Below are 16,825 nucleotides of genomic sequence, written 5' to 3' on the forward strand. Positions count from 1 at the left end.
CAGGTATACAGCAGGAAAGCGTGAATAGCGAAACGGAATTGTGGATCATGACGTCCCCCCTCTGCCCCCGCTCCGCAAATAGCATCTTCACCCAACCCTGCAAAGCTTGCATTTACTTGACGGCGCGGTGCGCGCTCAAACAACGATCTTGTCGTACTCCGCGTGAGTACCGATCCAGAACCAATGAATTCCGCCCGGCACCTCGTGCCCGAGGGCGCGATAGCGATCACCGATTCGCACAGACCAGACTTTGCCGATGCGTTTGAAATGGAGCGAGGGATGCCGAGAATCAACCTTGAGGAGTTGGAAGTTCTTGTCCGCCGTTTCGCGCACATCCTGCCCTGCGGCAGCGCACCGTAGAGCGCCCAGAATCGGGAAGATGCGGTGTGTTTCAAAGGGAGCGCGTCTTGCCCGCCTTGTAATCGGCCATCGACTCCTCAATGAGGCGGTCGAGTTTGCCGGCCCCGGAGTCGGCCTCGATCTGACGATCCCATGCTTGGGCATCAAACTCCGCAAACCAGGCCCGAAACCTGGCCAATTCCTCGGCGGAGAGTCTCTTGACCCGGTCTTCGATTTTCTCCACCTCGCTCATTTGAACCCTCGGCTCATTTAAACCCTCGCCCTTCGCGCCGGCAAATTGTACGCCGCCACCCATTTGCAGAACAGATACGGATTGGCCGACGCCAAGTCCGGTTACGCCGAATTCGACTCCCACCGGTCATGCCGTTCCTGCCGTTCCTGCCGACAGCTCGTGATTTCCACACGAATGCCGTCCGGATCGTTGAAGAACGTCGCCCGGTAATCGGGAGCATAGTCGGGACGGGGCTTCGGTTCCGTCACTTCCACCCCCGCGGCACGCATGTCTCTCGCCGCCGCAACAGCGTCTCCAATCGAGTCCACGCGCATATATGATGTGGATGCAGGTTGTCCCGGAAAACCTTGCTGGAGGAGGGCGATGAAGATGATGCGGCTTGCGGCTTATGTCATCGGTGCGGGAATGTCGTGGGCACTGGCGGCACCGGCGATGGCGGCAGTCGCCGGAACAGTCGACTCGTTGTCCGGAGCGGTGAGCATCTCCAGGAATGGCGCGGCCGCGCAGCCGCTCGCCGTCGGCGCCGCCGTCAACCAGGGCGACTTGGTTGCCACGGCGGCGGATGCCTGGGTTTTGCTCGAGATGGCGGACGGCGGTTCCCTCACGCTGAGAGGGAAAACTCGGTTGCGCATCGACGCCTATGTTTATTCGGAGACCGACAAGGCCGGCAGCAAAAGCTGGCTATCGCTGCTGGAAGGCGCGATGCGTTCGGTGACCGGGGCGATAGGCGCGTTCAACCCGCCGAGCTACCGGCTCACCACGCCGGTCGTCACCCTGGGCATACGCGGGACCGACCATGAGACCGCCTATTACCCCCAGGGGTCGACGGAGCCGGGCGTCGAGCCCGGCGTCTACGACAAGGTCAACGAAGGCGAGACTTTCCTGCGCACACCGCGCGGCGAAGTGAGCCTCAAGGCCGGACAAGCCGGATTCACCGATCATAAGGGCGCACAGGCGCCGCGAGTGCTGCCGGCCGTTCCCGCGTTCTACCGGCGCCACGCCGAGATCGACCGACCGCTGGCCAACCGCATGCGAGCGATTCAGTCTCGGCGCGAGAAAAAACTACAATTGCTGAAACAGCGCTTCGAGCATCGCGTGGAAGCCACCCGTGGCGAGCACGCACGGCTCCGGGAACATCATCCGGATGGAAAGGCGGCGAACGAGAGCACCGGGATCCGGCGACAGCGCGCCAGAGCGCAGCACGAAGAGCTACGCCAGCACGGAAGCGGCGAGCAGGCCAGGCGGAATCATGAGCGCAAGCAGCGCCGGCAAGGCGAACCACGTTAGTGGATCATGCATTCGGGTGCCGGCGTGCACGTCTGTCCTTCCTTACTTCTTCGCGTCCTTGACCACGTCCTTGATTTTCTCGCCGGCTTCTTCCATTTTCTCGCCGACTTTCTTCGCCGCGTTGTCTATCGATTCGCCGGCTCGCTCTGCCGGGCCCTTCTTCTCGCACGCCGCCAATCCCGCGACGGTAAAACTCAACATGACCGCTGCCGCAATTGCAGAGTTGAACTTCATGGGTCTTCTCCTCTTGTAAATTAAATAGCCAGGCAGTTTGCTCACGATTGTGCAAACCCGCCGTTTGACCGCGGCGCTTCGGCCGAGTTGCATGCATCATGGGCCTGAATCGGAGATCATGCCAATGGCGTTGACCGGCGACAATCCGATCCCGCCGACGTCAATCATCTAGAATGGAGTGGTCCGTCTCTTCACCGAGTATCCGCCATGCGTCTGCCCGCAATCCTGGTCGCTCTTGCCCTGCTGCCCGCCGCCGTTCACGCATATGAATCCGGTTCGCCGGAGGCGGCCGGGATCAGTCGTTATACCTTTGCCTGGCCCATCGGCGAAGGCATGCTCAAACCGCGCGGCTCCAGCACCAAAGGCGCAGCGGTTACGCTGGACACGGAGCCGGCGGAAGAATGGAAACGTCTGCATGCAGCCGGTCTGAGCGATTTCGAGCGCGATCGTCGCGCGATCCTCGCGATGGCCGGCCCTTATCGCGTGAGTTTCGACTTTCTCGAAGTGGCGAGGTTCGACCCGGCGCTGAAGCCGGACGCGCCTTACCAGAGTTGGGGTACCGAGACTGTCTTCGTCAGCGAGGATCGCGGGGATTTCATCGCCCTGCAGCATGTTCTGGTGATGCGGGTGCTGCAGCAGGACGGCAGCGAGAGCGAGCCCTTCGTCACCCGCCACTGGCGCCAGGAATGGCGATACGAAGCCGACGCCGCGCTGGTCTATCAGGGATCGAATGCCTGGGTTCTCAGAAAAATTTCCGAAGATCAGCGCCGCGGCGCATGGGTGCAGTCGGTGTATCAGGTCGACGACTCGCCGCGTTATGCCGCGCCGGGCCGCTGGCAGCACAGCGACAGTTTCTCGACCTGGATCAGCGATGAAACCTGGCGGCCGCTGCCGCGGCGCGAATGGAGCGTGCGCAGCGACTATCAGGTTCTGGTGGGAACCAACCGCCACACCATCACGCCGACCGGGTGGCTACAGGAGGAAAACAATTTGAAGCTGGTGCTGGATGAAGCCGGAAAACCACGGGACGCCATCCCCTATCTGGCGCGCGAATATGGCGCGGCACGCTACGAGCGCATCAGGAACTACGATTTCACGCCGGGCAGGGACTATTTCGACAAGACCGAACCGTTCTGGGCCGAGGTCCGTGCGGCGTGGAAAGAGCTCATCCGGCGCGACAGTCAGTTCAAACTGAGAAAGCCGGTGGATCAGGGTCAGCTATTCGTCCCGTTCTTCGAATATGCAGAAAGGCTCGCCGACGGCCAACCCTTCGTTGTCGAAGATGCGCGGGTATTCATCGAGCAGACCTTGCGCAGGTCCTATCTCGTTCCTGCGTGAAGCTCGCGCCGTCTAGAGCGGACAGCGCGAGAGGAAGCCCGAGAGCACGCGCGCCGTATCCCGGGGAAACTGGTCGATGAAGAAATGCCCGCCAGGCAGCGACTCGACCTGCACGTTCGCGCAGCGCTTGCGCCACTCGGCCGGGATATCGAAATGCTTCGCCATGCTGCCGTTTGCGCCGAAGAACACCAGCGTCGGGCAAGCCACCTTTTTGTCGATGTCCGCGCCGTCGTGTTCGAGGTCGACGGTGGCTGCAGCCCGGTAGTCGGAGCAGGATCCATGAATCATTTCCCGATTGCGCCAGCAGCGGCGATAGTCGGCAAGCATCTCCTGGTCGAAATCTTCCACCCGAGTCGCACCCCATCCGACCAGGCAGGTTTCGTAGAAGAAATCCGGATCGAGCCCGATCATGTGTTCGGGGAACGGCGACGGCTGCGACAGGAAATACCAGTGCCAGTACGTGCCGGCGATCTTGCGCGTGGTATCCATGAACATTGCCCAGGTCGGCACGATGTCGAGTACCGCGAGCGACGCGACGGCATCCGGTCGGTCGAGCGCCATGCGATGGGCCGCGCGCCCGCCACGGTCGTGGCCCACTACATGGAAGCGATCGAAACCCAACTGCTTCATCAGTTCGACCTGATCCTGCGCCATCGGGCGAAACGCATAGTTATCGTTGTCCGGTGCGCACTTCGGTTTCGATGAGTCGCCATAGCCCCTGAGGTCGGCGCAAACCACGGTGAATCTGTCGGCGAGCATCGGGGCGGTTCTCGCCCACATCGCCAGATTCTGCGGGAAACCGTGGAGCAGGAGCACGGGCGGCCCCTTGCCCCCGGTCACACAGTTGATCGAGACATCCCCGATTGCGATGCGTTGGCGTTCAAAGGTTTCAAACACTTCAGGCTCCCCGTTGGGTCATTGAGCGGCCGCCAAAGCGCGAAAAGCATAAGAGCTTTGACGTACGACCGGATCTAGCCCTGGTCACTTACCTTCGATGGCCTGATCCACGCAGGCCTTGACCTTCGCGGGACCCTGCTTGCCGGTCTTTGCGCGGCATTCCTCGATCAGCGGCGCGTATTTCCCGTCGTAGGCAGTCAGCGCAGCCTCGGCGGCGATTTCCATGTCCGCGCAGACCTTCACCATTGCCCATGCGTGATTCTGCCTTCGTTGGGAGCAGTTGTTCACAATTTCCGCAAAGTTCGCAGGATATTGCGCAAGCGCGTTGGCCGCAGCCAGGTCTTCGTCGATGCAGATCCTGACCAACTCCTCGCCAAACTCGGCAACTTCGTACATGCAACGCGTGATCACCGCGGATTTCAGGTCCTCTTCTTCGTTGCCGTGCCCGGCTAAAGGCATGAGCAGGACTGCCGCAATGAGCCAGCGAAAGGGCATGCCGGCCTTACGTAGTTTTGAAGAGTTCACTCAGGAGCCGCCGCTGCGTTTTACGGTTGCCAGGAGCACGCTGGGCCCCGGGGTTACCGTGAGGACGAACACGGCCGCAATATAAAGCAGCCACGTTTGCAGCGACATGAAGACTCCTGACGATTTCGTTATGCCTGATCGTTGGTGATCGGCTCGGACCCATTGTAATGAAAAGAGGTGACCGACTGATCGCCTCTTTCATATCTCTCTCCGCCCCGCGATGCAGAAGGTTCTATTCAATGCTCTTGATGGGCGCCGGATGAGATTGGGATGGCGCTAGCCGGTGCAGACCGCCTCCACGTTGTTGCCATCCGGATCGAGCAGAAACGCGGCGTAGTAGTTGGGGCTGTAGTCGGTGCGGATTCCAGGGCCGCCGTTGTCGCGTCCGCCGGCCTTGAGGCCTTCCTTGTGGAAGCGGTCGACGGCAGTTCGATCGCGGGCACGCAGCGCCACATGCACGCCGGGTCCTTTCGCATCCTTCGCCGCGTAAAGCCACAGCCCCGGTTCGCCCTTCGGCCCGAGACCCGCATACGAATCCTCCTTCGTGCAAAGCACATGGCCCATCGCCGCAAGTGCCGCCGAATAAAAACGCACGGCGGCGTCCAGGTCTTTCACTTTCAATCCGATATGGTCGACCATGACGATCTCCTCTGTTGCGAGGAGATCATGTTAGGACAGCGCGGCCAGCCGATCTTGGAAAAACTTGCGATCGCCTTTCGCCGCCTTGCGGAAGTTGCGAGGCGAAACGCCGGCGGCGCGATGGAAGGTGCGCACGAAGTTGGAGAGGTCGGCGAAGCCGACGTCGAAGGCGATGTCGGTGATCGACCGGGCATCGTCGGCCAGCAGGCGCGCCGCGTGGCGCAAGCGCGATCGCACCAGGTACTGGTGCGGCGTCACGCCGATGACCTTCGCGAACAGGCGCAGGAAGTGGAACGGACTCAACCCGGCCTGCTTGGCTGCGCCGTCGAGATCGATCGGCTGGTGCGAATGCGCATCCAGCCAGAGCGCCGCTTCCACCGCGCGGCGACGATCGCGCGAACCGGCTTCCGGCGGCGGCTGTTTTCGTCCCGATACGACCTGGGCAAAACGGGCCGGGAACAACCAGCCAAGTTCGTCGAGTCCGACATCGCATCTGCCTTCAGCCGCGGCCTGGGCGAGTTCGCCGATCACCATCAGCTCCGCCAGCGGCGGCAGGCCGCCGCTGCGCCAGATGCCGGTCCGGAGTCCGATGGTTTCCACCGCTTCCGGCTCCAGGTGAAAAGCCAGGCACTCGTCGCCACAGATATGGTGGTCGTGGGTGCACATGAACTCGTCGCCGGCATTGCCGATGAGCACGGAGCCTGCCACCAGTTCGAAGCTTTGCCCGCGCGTGCGATAACCGAAGCTGCCCTTGCGCACATAGGACACCGAGTAGCTGCGATGCACCTCGGTAAAAGGCTTTTCGGCCGGCCCGGCCGTGCAGCGGTAGTCGACGACCGAAACCGGCCCGCTGCGCAATTCAGTCCTTTTCAACATGTGCCGAGTCTACGACCGTCGACGCGAGCCCGCAATCGGCTAGGCTTCTACGCACGCTACTGGGGAGAGCGGCTCGATGCTCTCGAAGCCCTGTTGCGTCATCCCGACAAGTGGCGATCGCAAGATTTTCCAAGATCGAACGGTCGCCCGCGATCCAGAATGATCGCTGGATGGTTACGTAGCGGCGAACATGATTTCCGGGGAACTGCCGATGCTGCAGGTATTGCACGCGGACGGGCCGGCGCCGGACCGTGCGGCGCAGATGATGCTGTACGGACAATTCGTCGGCTCGTGGGACGGGACGCTGAAATATCTGGACGCCGAAGGCATCCGCCGCGAGACGACGGCGGAAGTGCATTTCGGCTGGGTGCTGGAGGGACGAGCCATACAGGACGTTTGGATCGCGCCGTCGCGTCATGGCCGCAAGGACGACGAGCGACTGTTGATGCACGGCTCCACGTTTCGCGTCTACGATCCGCAGAACGATCTCTGGCACGTCACCTGGATCGACCCGGTCAAACAGGCTTTCAATCGCATGACCGGACGCAAGGTCGGCGACGAGATCGTTCAGGAGTACCGCACCGAAGAAGGCAAACGTTGCCAGTGGCTCTTTACCGGGATCACACGGGATTCGTTCCATTGGATCAACCGGGAGTCCGCCGGCAACGGAGAAAGCTGGAAAGTGCGCGGGGAGTTCTTCCTGCGCCGCCTCGCGGCGCCGACAATCTGAGAATCTCACTCGAACCGCAGATCCTGAACCACGGAGGGCACGGAGAACACGGAGGAAAGGCCAAGAAAGAATGGGAATGAACAGCTATTCAGCGTGCCATCCGATGGTGCATGGGCTGGCAAATTTCGGATCGGGTAGTCAACAGCCTCCATTGTTCATTCGTGTTTTTGTCTTGCTGTTCTCCGTGCTCTCCGTGTCCTCCGTGGTTCAGGATTTACCCTGTTTCGCGAGATCCGCAGCCCGCCACAAATACCAGCTCGCCACCGTGCGGTAGGGCTTCCACTTCGCGCCGGGTTTTACCAAGTCCTTCGGCGCCGGGAATTTGCGTTTCCTGAAGGCAGCGGCGAAACCGGCACGGATGCCATAGTCGTCCACGGGCAATACGTCGGGGCGGCCCAGCCGGGAGATGAGCAACATTTCCACGGTCCAGCGGCCGATGCCGCGCACCTGCGTGAGGCGCTCGATGAGCGTCTCGTCGTCCATGCGATGCGCCTCGGCCAACGTCGGAATTTCGCCGTCCGCGGCCTTGCGCGCGAGGTCCCTGATCGACAGCAGTTTGGAATTCGAGAGGCCGGCACCACGGAGCTTCTGGTCCGAGATACGCAGAACCTGCTCGGCTGTCAGGCCCTGCGCAACAGGGAACAACGCACAGACCCGCGCAAAAATGGACGCTGCAGCCCTGCCGTTGAGTTGCTGGTAGACGATCGCTTCGGCGAGCGCCACGAAAATGCTCCGCGCCTTTCTAAGCTGCATGCGGAAAGGGCCGACCTCGTCGATAAGTTTCGCCAGAACGGGATCGGCTTCGCGCAGGTGCGCGACCGCGATGGCCGGATCGAACCCGAACGTGCCATCGCCTTCGAACAGCGCGTCCCGCCCGCTCGTCCGTGCGGCTTCGATCGACAACATGCGCAGCTTCGTCGCGATGCCGCCGTTGGCGGAGAATCCGCCGATCTTTCCGTCTGCCGCGAGAACCCGGTGACAGGGGACGACGACGGCAAACGGATTGCGTCCGAGCGCCTGTCCCACGGCGCGCGCGGAACCGCCCGCGCTCATTTGCTTCGCAATCTCGCCGTACGAAAGCGTCGCGCCCGGCGGGATGGTGCGCGCAACCTCATAGACGCGGCGGTGAAAAGGTGGAACATGATGCATGTCGAGCACGGCAATGGAAAGATCCGCCGCCTCGCCGGCCAGCAGGGCGACGATACTATCGAGCGCCCGCTGAATCTCGGGCGGCGGGGATGCCTCTATTGCGTCGGGATGACGCCGGAGCAGCCGGGCCCGGGTTTCGGGCTCGCGCGATTCGGGGAGCTGCACGCCGACGATGCCGCGCTCGCTCCATGCGATGCCGCAGCGGCCGATGGACGTATCGAAGAGAGTGAAGCCGCGCGCCGTCATGATGACGTAATCCTAGCACCACCCGCGGATGCCAGAATTGGAGGAAGTTGCTGTAGGCCTCGTCAAAAACACTCACTGGAACCTAAACCGGCGGCTTTTTGCTATGGTTGGCTTCTTTCACATCGACGCGTGTCAACCTAGGCAAATATGGCTCAGATTGCTCCTCTCCCCCAATCCGTCCTGCCGCCCGGCATCCGTTCCCGTTTCGTGGAAGGCGTCAACGGCCTCAGGATGCATATCCTGGAAGCGGGCTTCGAGACGCGCAACCGCCCTCTCGTCGTCCTGCTTCACGGCTTCCCCGAACTCGCCTATAGCTGGAGAAAGGTGATGCCGCTGCTCGCGGCGGCAGGCTATCACGTCGTCGCGCCCGATCAGCGCGGATACGGGCGCACCACCGGATGGGACGGCAACTACGACGGCGATGTCGCCTCTTTCCGCATACTCAACCTGGCGCGGGACGTAATGGGATTGACCTCGGCGCTGGGCTATCGATCCGTGGCAGCGGTATTCGGCCACGACGCCGGCTCCTACGTCGCGGCCTGGTGTTCGCTGATACGACCGGATGTATTCCGTTCCGCCGCCATGATGAGCGCGCCGTTTGCCGGCCCGCCACCGCTGCCGTTCAACACGGACAGCGGAGGCCCGTCGAAGGCACGCGACAGTATCCACGACGACCTGGCCGCCTTGAAGCGCCCGCGCAAACACTATCATTGGTACTACTCCACGCGCGAAGCCAACGACAACATGTGGAAATGCCACCAGGGCGTTCACGCCTTCATGCGTGCGTACTATCACCACAAGAGCGCGGACTGGAAGCAGAACCAACCTTTCCCGCTCAAGTCCTGGACAGCAGGCGAGCTGGAGAAAATGCCGACCTACTACATCATGGATCTGAACGAGGGCATGGCCGAGACGGTGGCGAAGGAGATGCCGTCGGCGTCCGAAATAGCGGCGAACAAATGGCTGCCCGACAACGAGTTGGCGGTCTACGCGGAAGAGTATGGACGCAACGGATTTCAAGGCGGCCTGCAGTGGTACCGCTGTAACACCAGCGGCGCCAATACCGCCGAGCTGCAGCTTTTCTCCGGCCGCACGATCGATGTACCGTCATGCTTCATCGCGGGGAAGAGCGACTGGGGAATCTACCAGCGACCCGGCGGCGACATGATCAAGATGCGCAACGACGTGCTGACGAACATGCTGGGCTGCCATCTGGTCGACGGCGCGGGACATTGGGTGCAGCAGGAACAGCCGGAGAAGGTGAGCGCGTTGCTGGTGGAGTTTCTGAAGCGGCTGGCTAATTAGCGGAGGGGAGTCGAAGCTTTTTCTCCAACTCGTCCAGGAACCCGCGCTGGCCTGCCAGCAGTTTTTCCCGGGCGGCTGGAATTGTGAACCATTCACCTTTGTCGACTTCAGGAAATTCCTGCTGCTTGCTTGAGCGAGGCGGCCATTCCATTGAAAATTTATTGCTCCTGACGGAAGAGGCATCGATATCCCCCTCTACCGTCCAGGCGTGAACCAGTTTTCCACTACGCTGCTTCTGCGGCGTCAGGGCAACAAATCGTCCGTCAATCGGCGACCCGGTTTCTTCGAAAAATTCCCGCTTTGCCGCTTCCAGGGTATCGGCGCCCTCTTCGTACTCGCCTTTCGGGACCGACCAGGCGCCGGCATCCTTCTTTGCCCAGAATGGGCCGCCGGGATGCACCAGAAAAACCTCCAGCACTCCGGAGCGGATTCGATATAGAAGAACTCCGGCACTGTTCTTTTTCGCCATAAGTCTTCGCAGCTAGCCCGTTTCTTTCCGCAAACCTGGCCAAATAAGTCATCGATCTGGAGCCACATTCAAGCGCGCGGCGTGAACATGAGCTTTCCGACATAACCAATTGGCAAAATTACGGGATCGGGGTTAGTACAGTTCGGTCTCACTCGCCCTCCGAAAAGTTCCGATATGCAATTAGCCAAGCCTTACCCTCATGGCACATGGCATCTATATCTCTATGCGAGTACCGAGTTCGACGGTTCGGTTCGCTGGAATATTGAAGTAGTCGCTGATGCTTCCGGCGTTACGCGCCATGGCGGCGAATAGCCGCTCCCGCCAAAGCGCCATTCCTCCTGCGCCGGCGATGGGAACGATCTTCTCCCGGGAAATGAAGAATGATGTATCAGCCAGCTCGCAAGTGAGCCCCTTAATTCGCGCCGCATCCAGCGCGCGAATCGCGTCGGGTAGTTCCATGAATCCATACTTTGCCCGCACACGAAAGCAATCCTTGTGCATTTCCTCGACGTTGACGCGCTCCTGGTCCGACACCCAGGGTACATCCAGGAACTCCACCGTCATGAACACTACACGTTCGTGCAGTACTTTATAGTGCTTCAGGCTGTGCAGGAGCGCGTTCGGCGCCACATCCGCTATTGCAGTGAGAAACACCGCCGTGCCCTGCACCCGCTGCGGCGGAGCGCGAAACAGGCTCTCGAGCAGGTCGGACAATGGAACGGATGCTGCGCTTAGTTTTTGAAACAGGATTTCCCGGCCTCGTCTCCACGTCATCATGACCGTGAACACCGCCGAGCCGAACAGAAGCGGGAACCAGCCACCCTCGAACACCTTATGCATGGCGGCGGCGAAAAAGGTCAGGTCGATCACCATGAAGAACCCCGTCGCGAGCAGACAGAGCCAGAGCGGATAGCCCCAGCGATAACGAACGACGAAGAAGGTCAGAAACGTGGTCGCCACCATCGTTCCCATGACGGCGACCCCGTAAGCCGATGCCAGACGGGACGAGGAGCCGAAGCCCACCACGGCGGCAAGAACGAAGGCGAGCAATATCCAGTTCACGGCCGGAATGTAGATTTGCCCGAACGTTTTTTCAGAAGTGTGCTGGACATTCATCCGCGGCAGATAGCCCAGTTGGATTGCCTGCTGCGTCATGGAGTACGCGCCTGAGATGGTGGCCTGCGAGGCGATGATGGTGGCCGCAGTGGCCAAACCGACCATCGGAAACAGCGCCCAAGAAGGATAGGCGAGGTAGAACGGATTGCTGATCGCTTCAGGATTGCCAATCAGAAGCGCACCCTGGCCGAAGTAATTCAAGACCAACGCAGGGGCCACCAGACCAAACCATGCGATGCGGATGGCTCGCTTGCCGAAGTGGCCCATGTCGGCGTACATCGCCTCGGCCCCCGTGAGCGCGAGCAATACCGCACCCAGGACGACAAAGGACGCAAAGCCGTGGCCGGTTGCGAAATGCAAGGCATGACGGGGGTCCAAAGCCTTGAGGATCACCGGTTGTTGGATGATTTCCCAAATGCCGCTCGCTGCAAGCGCGATAAACCAGACTACGCATACGGGACCGAACAAGCTGCCCACTATCTGCGTGCCGTGTTTCTGGATGACAAACAGTAAGATCAGCAAAGCCACTGCAATGGGCACGATATAAGGCTGGAACGCCGAAGTGCCCACCTCCAGACCCTCGACGGCGGACAAGACCGAAATTGCGGGTGTCAGGATTGCATCGCCGTAAAACAGCGACGCACCGAACACCCCCACGAGCAGCAATGCAGTGGTCCATCGCGGGCGATTGCGAATCGAAGACGTGGCAAGCGCGAGCAACGCCATGATCCCACCTTCGCCGCGGTTGTTGGCACGAAGAACCAGTGTCACGTACTTCAATGACACCACGATCATCAATGCCCAGAAGATGGCCGATGCGCCGCCAATTATGTTTTCCGGCACCAGGGCAATGCCATGGCTCGGTGAAAACGTTTCCTTGACGGCATACAGCGGACTGGTGCCGATATCGCCGTAGACGACGCCGAGAGCGAGTAAGGTCAGAGTGGAAGTGGGGGCTGCAGATTGGCGTGGATTATTCGTTTGCACTATCGCAGCCTATGTGAAAAAAGAGGTGGCCGGGACCTTACCCCTGCCCTGATACAAAAGCAATATAGCCCAGATAGCGCAGCGGCAGCCAACCGTAAATCTTCTCCGGCCGCACGATCGATGTGCCGTCATGCTTCATCGCGAGGAAGAGCGACTGGGGAATCTACCAGCGACCCGGCGGCGACATGATCAAGATACGCAACGACGTGCTGACCAACATGCTGGGCATGCCATCCGATCGATGGCGCGGGACATTGGGTGCAGCAGAAACAGCCGGAGAAGGTGAGCGCGTTGCTGGTGGAGTTTCTGAAGCGGCAGACCTAAAGGACCTTCACGAGGCAGAGGCAACTAGACGGTCTTTCGCTTGCTCGAGGAACTCGATGACTTGGTCTCGGCTGACCGAAGGGAAACCCGCGAGAAAGTCGTCGATGGACTCTCCTGCTTCAAGGTAGTCAAGTAGCGTCTGGACCGGCACCCTAGTGCCGGCAAAAACCGGGGTGCCGCCCATTACATCAGGGCCACAGAAGATAACTGGCGTTTCCATGCGGTCAGGTTACTCCGGACCCCGCAGGCCGTGCAACCAGGGGGCGGTAACTGAAGCACCACCCTCTTTGCTTGGAACGATCTTTTCATCGATGAAAAGAGCCCGCTAAGCATCTAAATCTCTCCTAAATTTCGATTCTCTCTCCGGAGATTAAAGACTTACGCTGGTCCGACCCGGTTTTTGTTTTTGTCGGTCGTCAACAGGCGGCGAAGCCGACTGTTGACGATCCGGTGCATTGCGTTGTTGGACGTCTGCACTTCAGGCCTCGTACTTTTCAAGTTTGTCAGCGAAAGCCTCCTTTAGACGATTTACGCTCTGCTTGACCGCGGATCGCTCTTTGAACTTTTGAATAGTTGAGAGCGTAAAGCGACCCTTCTCCAACTCGTTTGTAATAGCTTGTACTTCAGCGAGGAGAACATGGTATCGGTTAGCTGTCGCCAATCGTTGCTCACACTCCGCGACGTAACCTTTGATCATGTCCTCTTTAGTGCCCTTCAATGCTCCGCCAGAAGCCGCGTGCTTTATCGCGCCGCCCAGGTCGTCCCGGAAGAAGGTATTAGCACTTCCAACGAAGGCGAACAAAAGCTGCTGAATATTCTAGAAGACCTTATCGCCCACTAGCGCTCCTACCCGATAGTTGGGACGAACCCGGAATTGAGACATCTCGATATCCATGAACCCAGTATCAAGAAGCTCTTTTCTGATCGCCGCATCCATCTCTCGATAGAATTTCAGGATCGTCAAGCCATGCTGCGAATTGTTTTTGAACACTGCGAGGGCGTGTTCAACGTCAGCAGCGAAAGCGTCGAGACCTTCGTCAAGGTAGCGTCTGCGAACGAGCTCATACTCCCGCTGCAGTTGATAGGCTCGCAAGCCCAGCAGGTATGCGACAAGGGCAGCGAGTAGTGGGGAAGCTCCCGCCCCTATCTCTTTTAGAAACTCACACATGTTCTAAAGTGAGACGTCCAACAGTGATTAAACGGTCACCAATGTCCGCATATGAATTAATAATACTGGCGGCATTTATCATATCCTACTGGCATCAAACGCAATAACTCTGCCGTCCCTGCATCCGTATAACAACTCCGATAACGCGGGCAGAAATTGCGGGACATTAGATACCAAACGGGGCCGGCTTTCGCCGGCCCCGTTTTTCACTGCAGTTGCTGGATGCCGGCGAGCAGCCATCCGCCCCGGCCCTCCACCGGTTTGCTGAGGTTCCAGACTTCCTCGAAAGGCGTGGCTTCGGCCTGGTTGTTCTCGCGCATCGCACCGGAGAAACGCACGCTGGCGAGATAGTCGGTCGGTCCGGTCTCGATGCCGAGCAGGACCGCTTCGAGGTTGACGACATCGGTCTTGTTGACCGCACCCTTTTCCTCGTCGAGTTGCATCTTGATCTCGGCGAACGCTTCGGGCGTGGTGAATTCACGGATATCGGCCAGGTTCTTCTCGTCCCACGCCGCCTGCATGCGGATGAAGTGCACCTTGCCGTTGCGGAGGAATCCGGCCACGTCGAAATCCGCGGGCACGCCCCAGGGCGCGGCCGCAAGTGCGGGTGCGGGAGTCGATGCGGGGAGCGGCGTACCGAGCACGCTCACTTCCCCGTTGGAATTCGCGGCTTGGGGCGCCGGGGTCGCATAGGCAGGTTCCATGGGCCGCACGGGAACAGGCGAGGCCGTGCCGCGGCGAAGCATCCGCCAGATGAATACACCCGCCATCACCAGCAGCCCGATGAGAAGTATGCTGCCCAGCCCCTCGGCGAATGCGCCGCCGAGACCGAAGTGCGACAGCAGCGCGGCGATGCCCAGGCCGGCGGCCAGCCCGGCGAGCGGACCCAGCCAGCGATTGCCGGCGGGTTGCGGTGCGGGTGCGGGCGCGGTGGCGGGCGGCGCGGAAGCCTGCTTCGATGGGGAAGCGGCCTGCTGCTGGGTGACGGTGGAGGATTGCTTGCCGAAAGTCTTGCCGCCGCCGAGGCGCCGGGCGTCGGCATCATGTGCTACCAGTGTCAAGGCGAAAAAGACTGCTGCGAGAGAGGCTGCCAGCGTGAAGCCCGGGAGCCGCGCAATGCGAGAATTTGTCATCTGAGGTTACCGTGGAGGATCGTGACGGGATGGTCGGGAAATGGGGGCGCCGGTGCGGTTGCGCAAGTCCCGGACGACGCAGAATCGGAAATATGTCTGCGTTACTTGCGTTGATTGGTGCCATAAGGTGCTGGCGCATGCACACATGAAGCCATGCGCGCTCTTCGCCTGGCCTGGGTCACCCTAAACCATTCTCAGTGCGGCCCTTCGTGCACGCACAGATAGTTGCCCTCGCTGTCCTTGAACCAGGCCGCCTTTTCCGAGCCGAGGACGCAGACGTGATCGACGGTCCTGAGGTTGGGAAAGTCATAGTCTTCGAACACGATCCCCTCTGCCTTCAGTTCCGAGATTACGCGTTCAATGCCCCGGACCTCGAAGCTCAGCGCCGTGTGCTCGGCTTTGGTGCCTTCGGGTTTGGTGATGAGCGCAATGTGAGCATCGCCGCCGCAAGCGAAAAGATAGTTCCCGTCGGCCGCAAAGCCTTTGGGTTCGAGCCCGAGCTTGTTCTCGTAAAAGTCGCGGGCCCGGGCCATGTCCTTGACCGGCAAGATAGTGGTTACCACAGCCTTGGTGAGCATACTCATCGGTTTCTCCCGTTTGTGCCACGGTTTATCGGCCGGCCCGCGGATGCGCAATCAGCCAAGCATGATCCCTTCTTCTCCTGCTTTCTGCTTTCCCCTGCCGGCTAAAGACCGGCCGCCAGCTCCCGCGTGAGCTGCGCGGCCGGGATTTCCTTGCATCCGGTCGCGTTCTGACCCGACCACAGCGGGGAAAAATCGCCGGAGTCTTCGGCCTCCGCCTTTGCGCGCAAGGGAACGATGGCCGAGGTAGCCAGCGGGAATGCGGGCGGTAAGTTGCTGATGGGGCCGAGCTCTCTCATCACCTTGTTCATGATGCCGCGCGCCGGCCTGCCGGTGAAAAGATTCGTCAGCGCCGTGTGGCGCGCGGCTTCGCTCTTCAGCGCTGCGCGATGGATCGTAGTGATGGTGGCTTCCGGGCACAACAGATAAGCGGTGCCGATCTGCGCGCCAGCCGCGCCCAGTGCCAGCGCGGCGGCAACGCCTTTGGCATCCGCGATGCCGCCGGCGGCGATCACCGGGACTTTCACCGCACGCACGATCTGCGGCAACAGCGCAAACGTACCGATCTGCGTGCTCAGGACATCCGACAGGAAGATGCCGCGATGTCCGCCCGCCTCCAGGCCTTGCGCAATGACTGCATCGACGCCGTGCGCTTCGAGCCAAAGCGCTTCTTCGACGGTGGTCGCGGAGCAGAATATTTTCGAGCGCCAGGATTTCACCCGCGCCAGCAGATCCGCGGGCGGCAGGCCGAAATGAAAACTCACCACCGCTGGCTCAACCTGCTCCAGCACGTCGGCGAACTCGGCGCTGAACGGCGCGCGCCCCGGGCCGGTCGGGATACCCGCGGGATCGATCCCGTACTGCTTGTAATAAGGCGTGAGTGCCGCGCGCCAGGCGGATTCGCGTCCGGCATCGGCAACGGGCGCCGCGTGGCAGAAGAAGTTGACGTTGAAAGGCTTGCTCGTCTGCGCCTTGATCGACTCCAGCTCCTTGCGCAAGCCTTCCGCGGTGAGCATGGCGCAAGGCAGGGAACCCAGGCCGCCCGCGTTCGAAACCGCGATCGCCATGGCACTCGCCTGCGCGCCCGCCATCGGCGCCTGAATGATCGGCAGTTCGATGCCGAGAAGATCGGTCAGTCTCATCGTTCCTGATTCGCGCGCTTGTCCATGCGCCCAGTTTAACCCATGGCTCCGGGACAACTTTTTCCAGGCCTAGTTACTTGCATAATG

General features: G+C 60.6%; 21 protein-coding genes. 4 read left to right on the forward strand and 17 right to left on the reverse strand.

Annotated features, from left to right (window positions below; translation table 11 throughout):
* Window positions 1-135: 135 nt before the first annotated feature.
* The 3 genes from HY067_22250 to HY067_22260 all read right to left on the reverse strand — a co-directional run bounded on the left by HY067_22250 (window position 136) and on the right by HY067_22260 (window position 900).
* Complete coding sequence (locus HY067_22250) at window positions 136-333, reverse strand: hypothetical protein (GenBank protein MBI3530678.1); 198 nt, start codon at window positions 331-333, stop codon at window positions 136-138.
* A gap of 58 nt (window positions 334-391) precedes the next feature.
* Complete coding sequence (locus HY067_22255) at window positions 392-592, reverse strand: hypothetical protein (protein MBI3530679.1); 201 nt, start codon at window positions 590-592, stop codon at window positions 392-394.
* A gap of 101 nt (window positions 593-693) precedes the next feature.
* Window positions 694-900, reverse strand: coding sequence for a VOC family protein (locus HY067_22260; GenBank protein ID MBI3530680.1), 207 nt, complete (start codon window positions 898-900; stop codon window positions 694-696).
* Between the two features lie 55 nt (window positions 901-955).
* On the opposite strand from HY067_22260, the gene HY067_22265 reads away from it, so the two are divergent.
* Window positions 956-1,879: a FecR domain-containing protein gene (locus tag HY067_22265; protein MBI3530681.1), complete on the forward strand. Its 924-nt coding sequence runs from the start codon at window positions 956-958 to the stop codon at window positions 1,877-1,879.
* A 42-nt stretch (window positions 1,880-1,921) separates the two neighbouring features.
* On the opposite strand, the gene HY067_22270 is transcribed toward HY067_22265, so the two are convergent.
* Window positions 1,922-2,113, reverse strand: coding sequence for a hypothetical protein (locus tag HY067_22270; protein MBI3530682.1), 192 nt, complete (start codon window positions 2,111-2,113; stop codon window positions 1,922-1,924).
* A gap of 465 nt (window positions 2,114-2,578) precedes the next feature.
* Between HY067_22270 and HY067_22275 the strand changes: the two genes are divergently transcribed.
* A complete protein-coding gene (locus tag HY067_22275) occupies window positions 2,579-3,451 on the forward strand; it encodes a hypothetical protein (GenBank protein MBI3530683.1) in 873 nt (290 codons plus the stop codon).
* A gap of 12 nt (window positions 3,452-3,463) precedes the next feature.
* Here the strand turns inward: HY067_22275 and HY067_22280 are convergent, their stop codons facing one another.
* From HY067_22280 to HY067_22295, 4 genes are all read right to left on the reverse strand, one after another.
* The gene (locus tag HY067_22280; GenBank protein MBI3530684.1) at window positions 3,464-4,348 is read right to left on the reverse strand and encodes an alpha/beta hydrolase; all 885 of its coding nucleotides are present in this window, start codon (window positions 4,346-4,348) and stop codon (window positions 3,464-3,466) included.
* Window positions 4,349-4,432: 84 nt separating this feature from the next.
* Window positions 4,433-4,843, reverse strand: a complete 411-nt coding sequence (locus HY067_22285) for a hypothetical protein (GenBank protein ID MBI3530685.1) — start codon at window positions 4,841-4,843, stop codon at window positions 4,433-4,435.
* 306 nt (window positions 4,844-5,149) lie between these two features.
* Window positions 5,150-5,512, reverse strand: a complete 363-nt coding sequence (locus HY067_22290; GenBank protein MBI3530686.1) for a VOC family protein — start codon at window positions 5,510-5,512, stop codon at window positions 5,150-5,152.
* A gap of 30 nt (window positions 5,513-5,542) precedes the next feature.
* On the reverse strand, window positions 5,543-6,388 hold the full coding sequence (locus HY067_22295; protein MBI3530687.1) for a helix-turn-helix transcriptional regulator: 846 nt from the start codon (window positions 6,386-6,388) through the stop codon (window positions 5,543-5,545).
* A 211-nt stretch (window positions 6,389-6,599) separates the two neighbouring features.
* Between HY067_22295 and HY067_22300 the strand changes: the two genes are divergently transcribed.
* Window positions 6,600-7,118: a hypothetical protein gene (locus HY067_22300; GenBank protein ID MBI3530688.1), complete on the forward strand. Its 519-nt coding sequence runs from the start codon at window positions 6,600-6,602 to the stop codon at window positions 7,116-7,118.
* Between the two features lie 207 nt (window positions 7,119-7,325).
* Here the strand turns inward: HY067_22300 and HY067_22305 are convergent, their stop codons facing one another.
* Complete coding sequence (locus HY067_22305; protein MBI3530689.1) at window positions 7,326-8,513, reverse strand: methylated-DNA--[protein]-cysteine S-methyltransferase; 1,188 nt, start codon at window positions 8,511-8,513, stop codon at window positions 7,326-7,328.
* Between the two features lie 147 nt (window positions 8,514-8,660).
* Here HY067_22305 and HY067_22310 point away from each other — a divergent pair, with 147 nt between their 5' ends.
* A complete protein-coding gene (locus tag HY067_22310; GenBank protein MBI3530690.1) occupies window positions 8,661-9,818 on the forward strand; it encodes an alpha/beta hydrolase in 1,158 nt (385 codons plus the stop codon).
* On the opposite strand, the gene HY067_22315 is transcribed toward HY067_22310, so the two are convergent.
* The 8 genes from HY067_22315 to HY067_22350 form a co-directional block, all read right to left on the reverse strand.
* A complete protein-coding gene (locus tag HY067_22315) occupies window positions 9,811-10,287 on the reverse strand; it encodes an NUDIX domain-containing protein (GenBank protein ID MBI3530691.1) in 477 nt (158 codons plus the stop codon). The genes HY067_22310 and HY067_22315 overlap by 8 nt on opposite strands.
* Window positions 10,288-10,500: 213 nt before the next feature.
* The gene (locus tag HY067_22320) at window positions 10,501-12,393 is read right to left on the reverse strand and encodes a potassium transporter Kup (GenBank protein ID MBI3530692.1); all 1,893 of its coding nucleotides are present in this window, start codon (window positions 12,391-12,393) and stop codon (window positions 10,501-10,503) included.
* A 328-nt stretch (window positions 12,394-12,721) separates the two neighbouring features.
* Entirely contained in the window at window positions 12,722-12,934 is a 213-nt protein-coding gene (locus HY067_22325) for a DUF433 domain-containing protein (protein MBI3530693.1), read from the reverse strand.
* 258 nt (window positions 12,935-13,192) lie between these two features.
* Window positions 13,193-13,516: a hypothetical protein gene (locus HY067_22330; protein ID MBI3530694.1), complete on the reverse strand. Its 324-nt coding sequence runs from the start codon at window positions 13,514-13,516 to the stop codon at window positions 13,193-13,195.
* Window positions 13,517-13,531: 15 nt separating this feature from the next.
* Window positions 13,532-13,882, reverse strand: a complete 351-nt coding sequence (locus HY067_22335) for a hypothetical protein (protein ID MBI3530695.1) — start codon at window positions 13,880-13,882, stop codon at window positions 13,532-13,534.
* Between the two features lie 206 nt (window positions 13,883-14,088).
* Window positions 14,089-15,015 carry a Tim44 domain-containing protein gene (locus HY067_22340; GenBank protein ID MBI3530696.1) on the reverse strand — a complete coding sequence of 309 codons (927 nt, stop codon included), beginning with the start codon at window positions 15,013-15,015 and terminating at the stop codon, window positions 14,089-14,091.
* Between the two features lie 194 nt (window positions 15,016-15,209).
* Window positions 15,210-15,593, reverse strand: a complete 384-nt coding sequence (locus HY067_22345; GenBank protein MBI3530697.1) for a VOC family protein — start codon at window positions 15,591-15,593, stop codon at window positions 15,210-15,212.
* 107 nt (window positions 15,594-15,700) lie between these two features.
* Window positions 15,701-16,738, reverse strand: coding sequence for a nitronate monooxygenase (locus HY067_22350; protein ID MBI3530698.1), 1,038 nt, complete (start codon window positions 16,736-16,738; stop codon window positions 15,701-15,703).
* Between the last annotated feature and the right edge of the window lie 87 nt (window positions 16,739-16,825).

Source organism: Betaproteobacteria bacterium (assembly GCA_016194905.1).
Classification (GTDB): domain Bacteria; phylum Pseudomonadota; class Gammaproteobacteria; order Burkholderiales; family JACQAP01; genus JACQAP01.

Excerpts from the sequence above, each read along its gene's own strand:
- HY067_22255 (MBI3530679.1), bottom strand. The coding sequence starts at position 592 with ATGAGCGAGGTGGAGAAAATCGAAGACCGGGTCAAGAGACTCTCCGCC.
- HY067_22265 (MBI3530681.1), top strand. The coding sequence starts at position 956 with ATGAAGATGATGCGGCTTGCGGCTTATGTCATCGGTGCGGGAATGTCG.
- HY067_22270 (MBI3530682.1), bottom strand. The coding sequence starts at position 2,113 with ATGAAGTTCAACTCTGCAATTGCGGCAGCGGTCATGTTGAGTTTTACC.
- HY067_22275 (MBI3530683.1), top strand. The coding sequence starts at position 2,579 with ATGGCCGGCCCTTATCGCGTGAGTTTCGACTTTCTCGAAGTGGCGAGG.
- HY067_22285 (MBI3530685.1), bottom strand. The coding sequence starts at position 4,843 with ATGCCCTTTCGCTGGCTCATTGCGGCAGTCCTGCTCATGCCTTTAGCC.
- HY067_22290 (MBI3530686.1), bottom strand. The coding sequence starts at position 5,512 with ATGGTCGACCATATCGGATTGAAAGTGAAAGACCTGGACGCCGCCGTG.
- HY067_22295 (MBI3530687.1), bottom strand. The coding sequence starts at position 6,388 with ATGTTGAAAAGGACTGAATTGCGCAGCGGGCCGGTTTCGGTCGTCGAC.
- HY067_22300 (MBI3530688.1), top strand. The coding sequence starts at position 6,600 with ATGCTGCAGGTATTGCACGCGGACGGGCCGGCGCCGGACCGTGCGGCG.
- HY067_22305 (MBI3530689.1), bottom strand. The coding sequence starts at position 8,513 with ATGACGGCGCGCGGCTTCACTCTCTTCGATACGTCCATCGGCCGCTGC.
- HY067_22310 (MBI3530690.1), top strand. The coding sequence starts at position 8,661 with ATGGCTCAGATTGCTCCTCTCCCCCAATCCGTCCTGCCGCCCGGCATC.
- HY067_22315 (MBI3530691.1), bottom strand. The coding sequence starts at position 10,287 with ATGGCGAAAAAGAACAGTGCCGGAGTTCTTCTATATCGAATCCGCTCC.
- HY067_22325 (MBI3530693.1), bottom strand. The coding sequence starts at position 12,934 with ATGGAAACGCCAGTTATCTTCTGTGGCCCTGATGTAATGGGCGGCACC.
- HY067_22335 (MBI3530695.1), bottom strand. The coding sequence starts at position 13,882 with ATGTGTGAGTTTCTAAAAGAGATAGGGGCGGGAGCTTCCCCACTACTC.
- HY067_22340 (MBI3530696.1), bottom strand. The coding sequence starts at position 15,015 with ATGACAAATTCTCGCATTGCGCGGCTCCCGGGCTTCACGCTGGCAGCC.
- HY067_22345 (MBI3530697.1), bottom strand. The coding sequence starts at position 15,593 with ATGCTCACCAAGGCTGTGGTAACCACTATCTTGCCGGTCAAGGACATG.
- HY067_22350 (MBI3530698.1), bottom strand. The coding sequence starts at position 16,738 with ATGAGACTGACCGATCTTCTCGGCATCGAACTGCCGATCATTCAGGCG.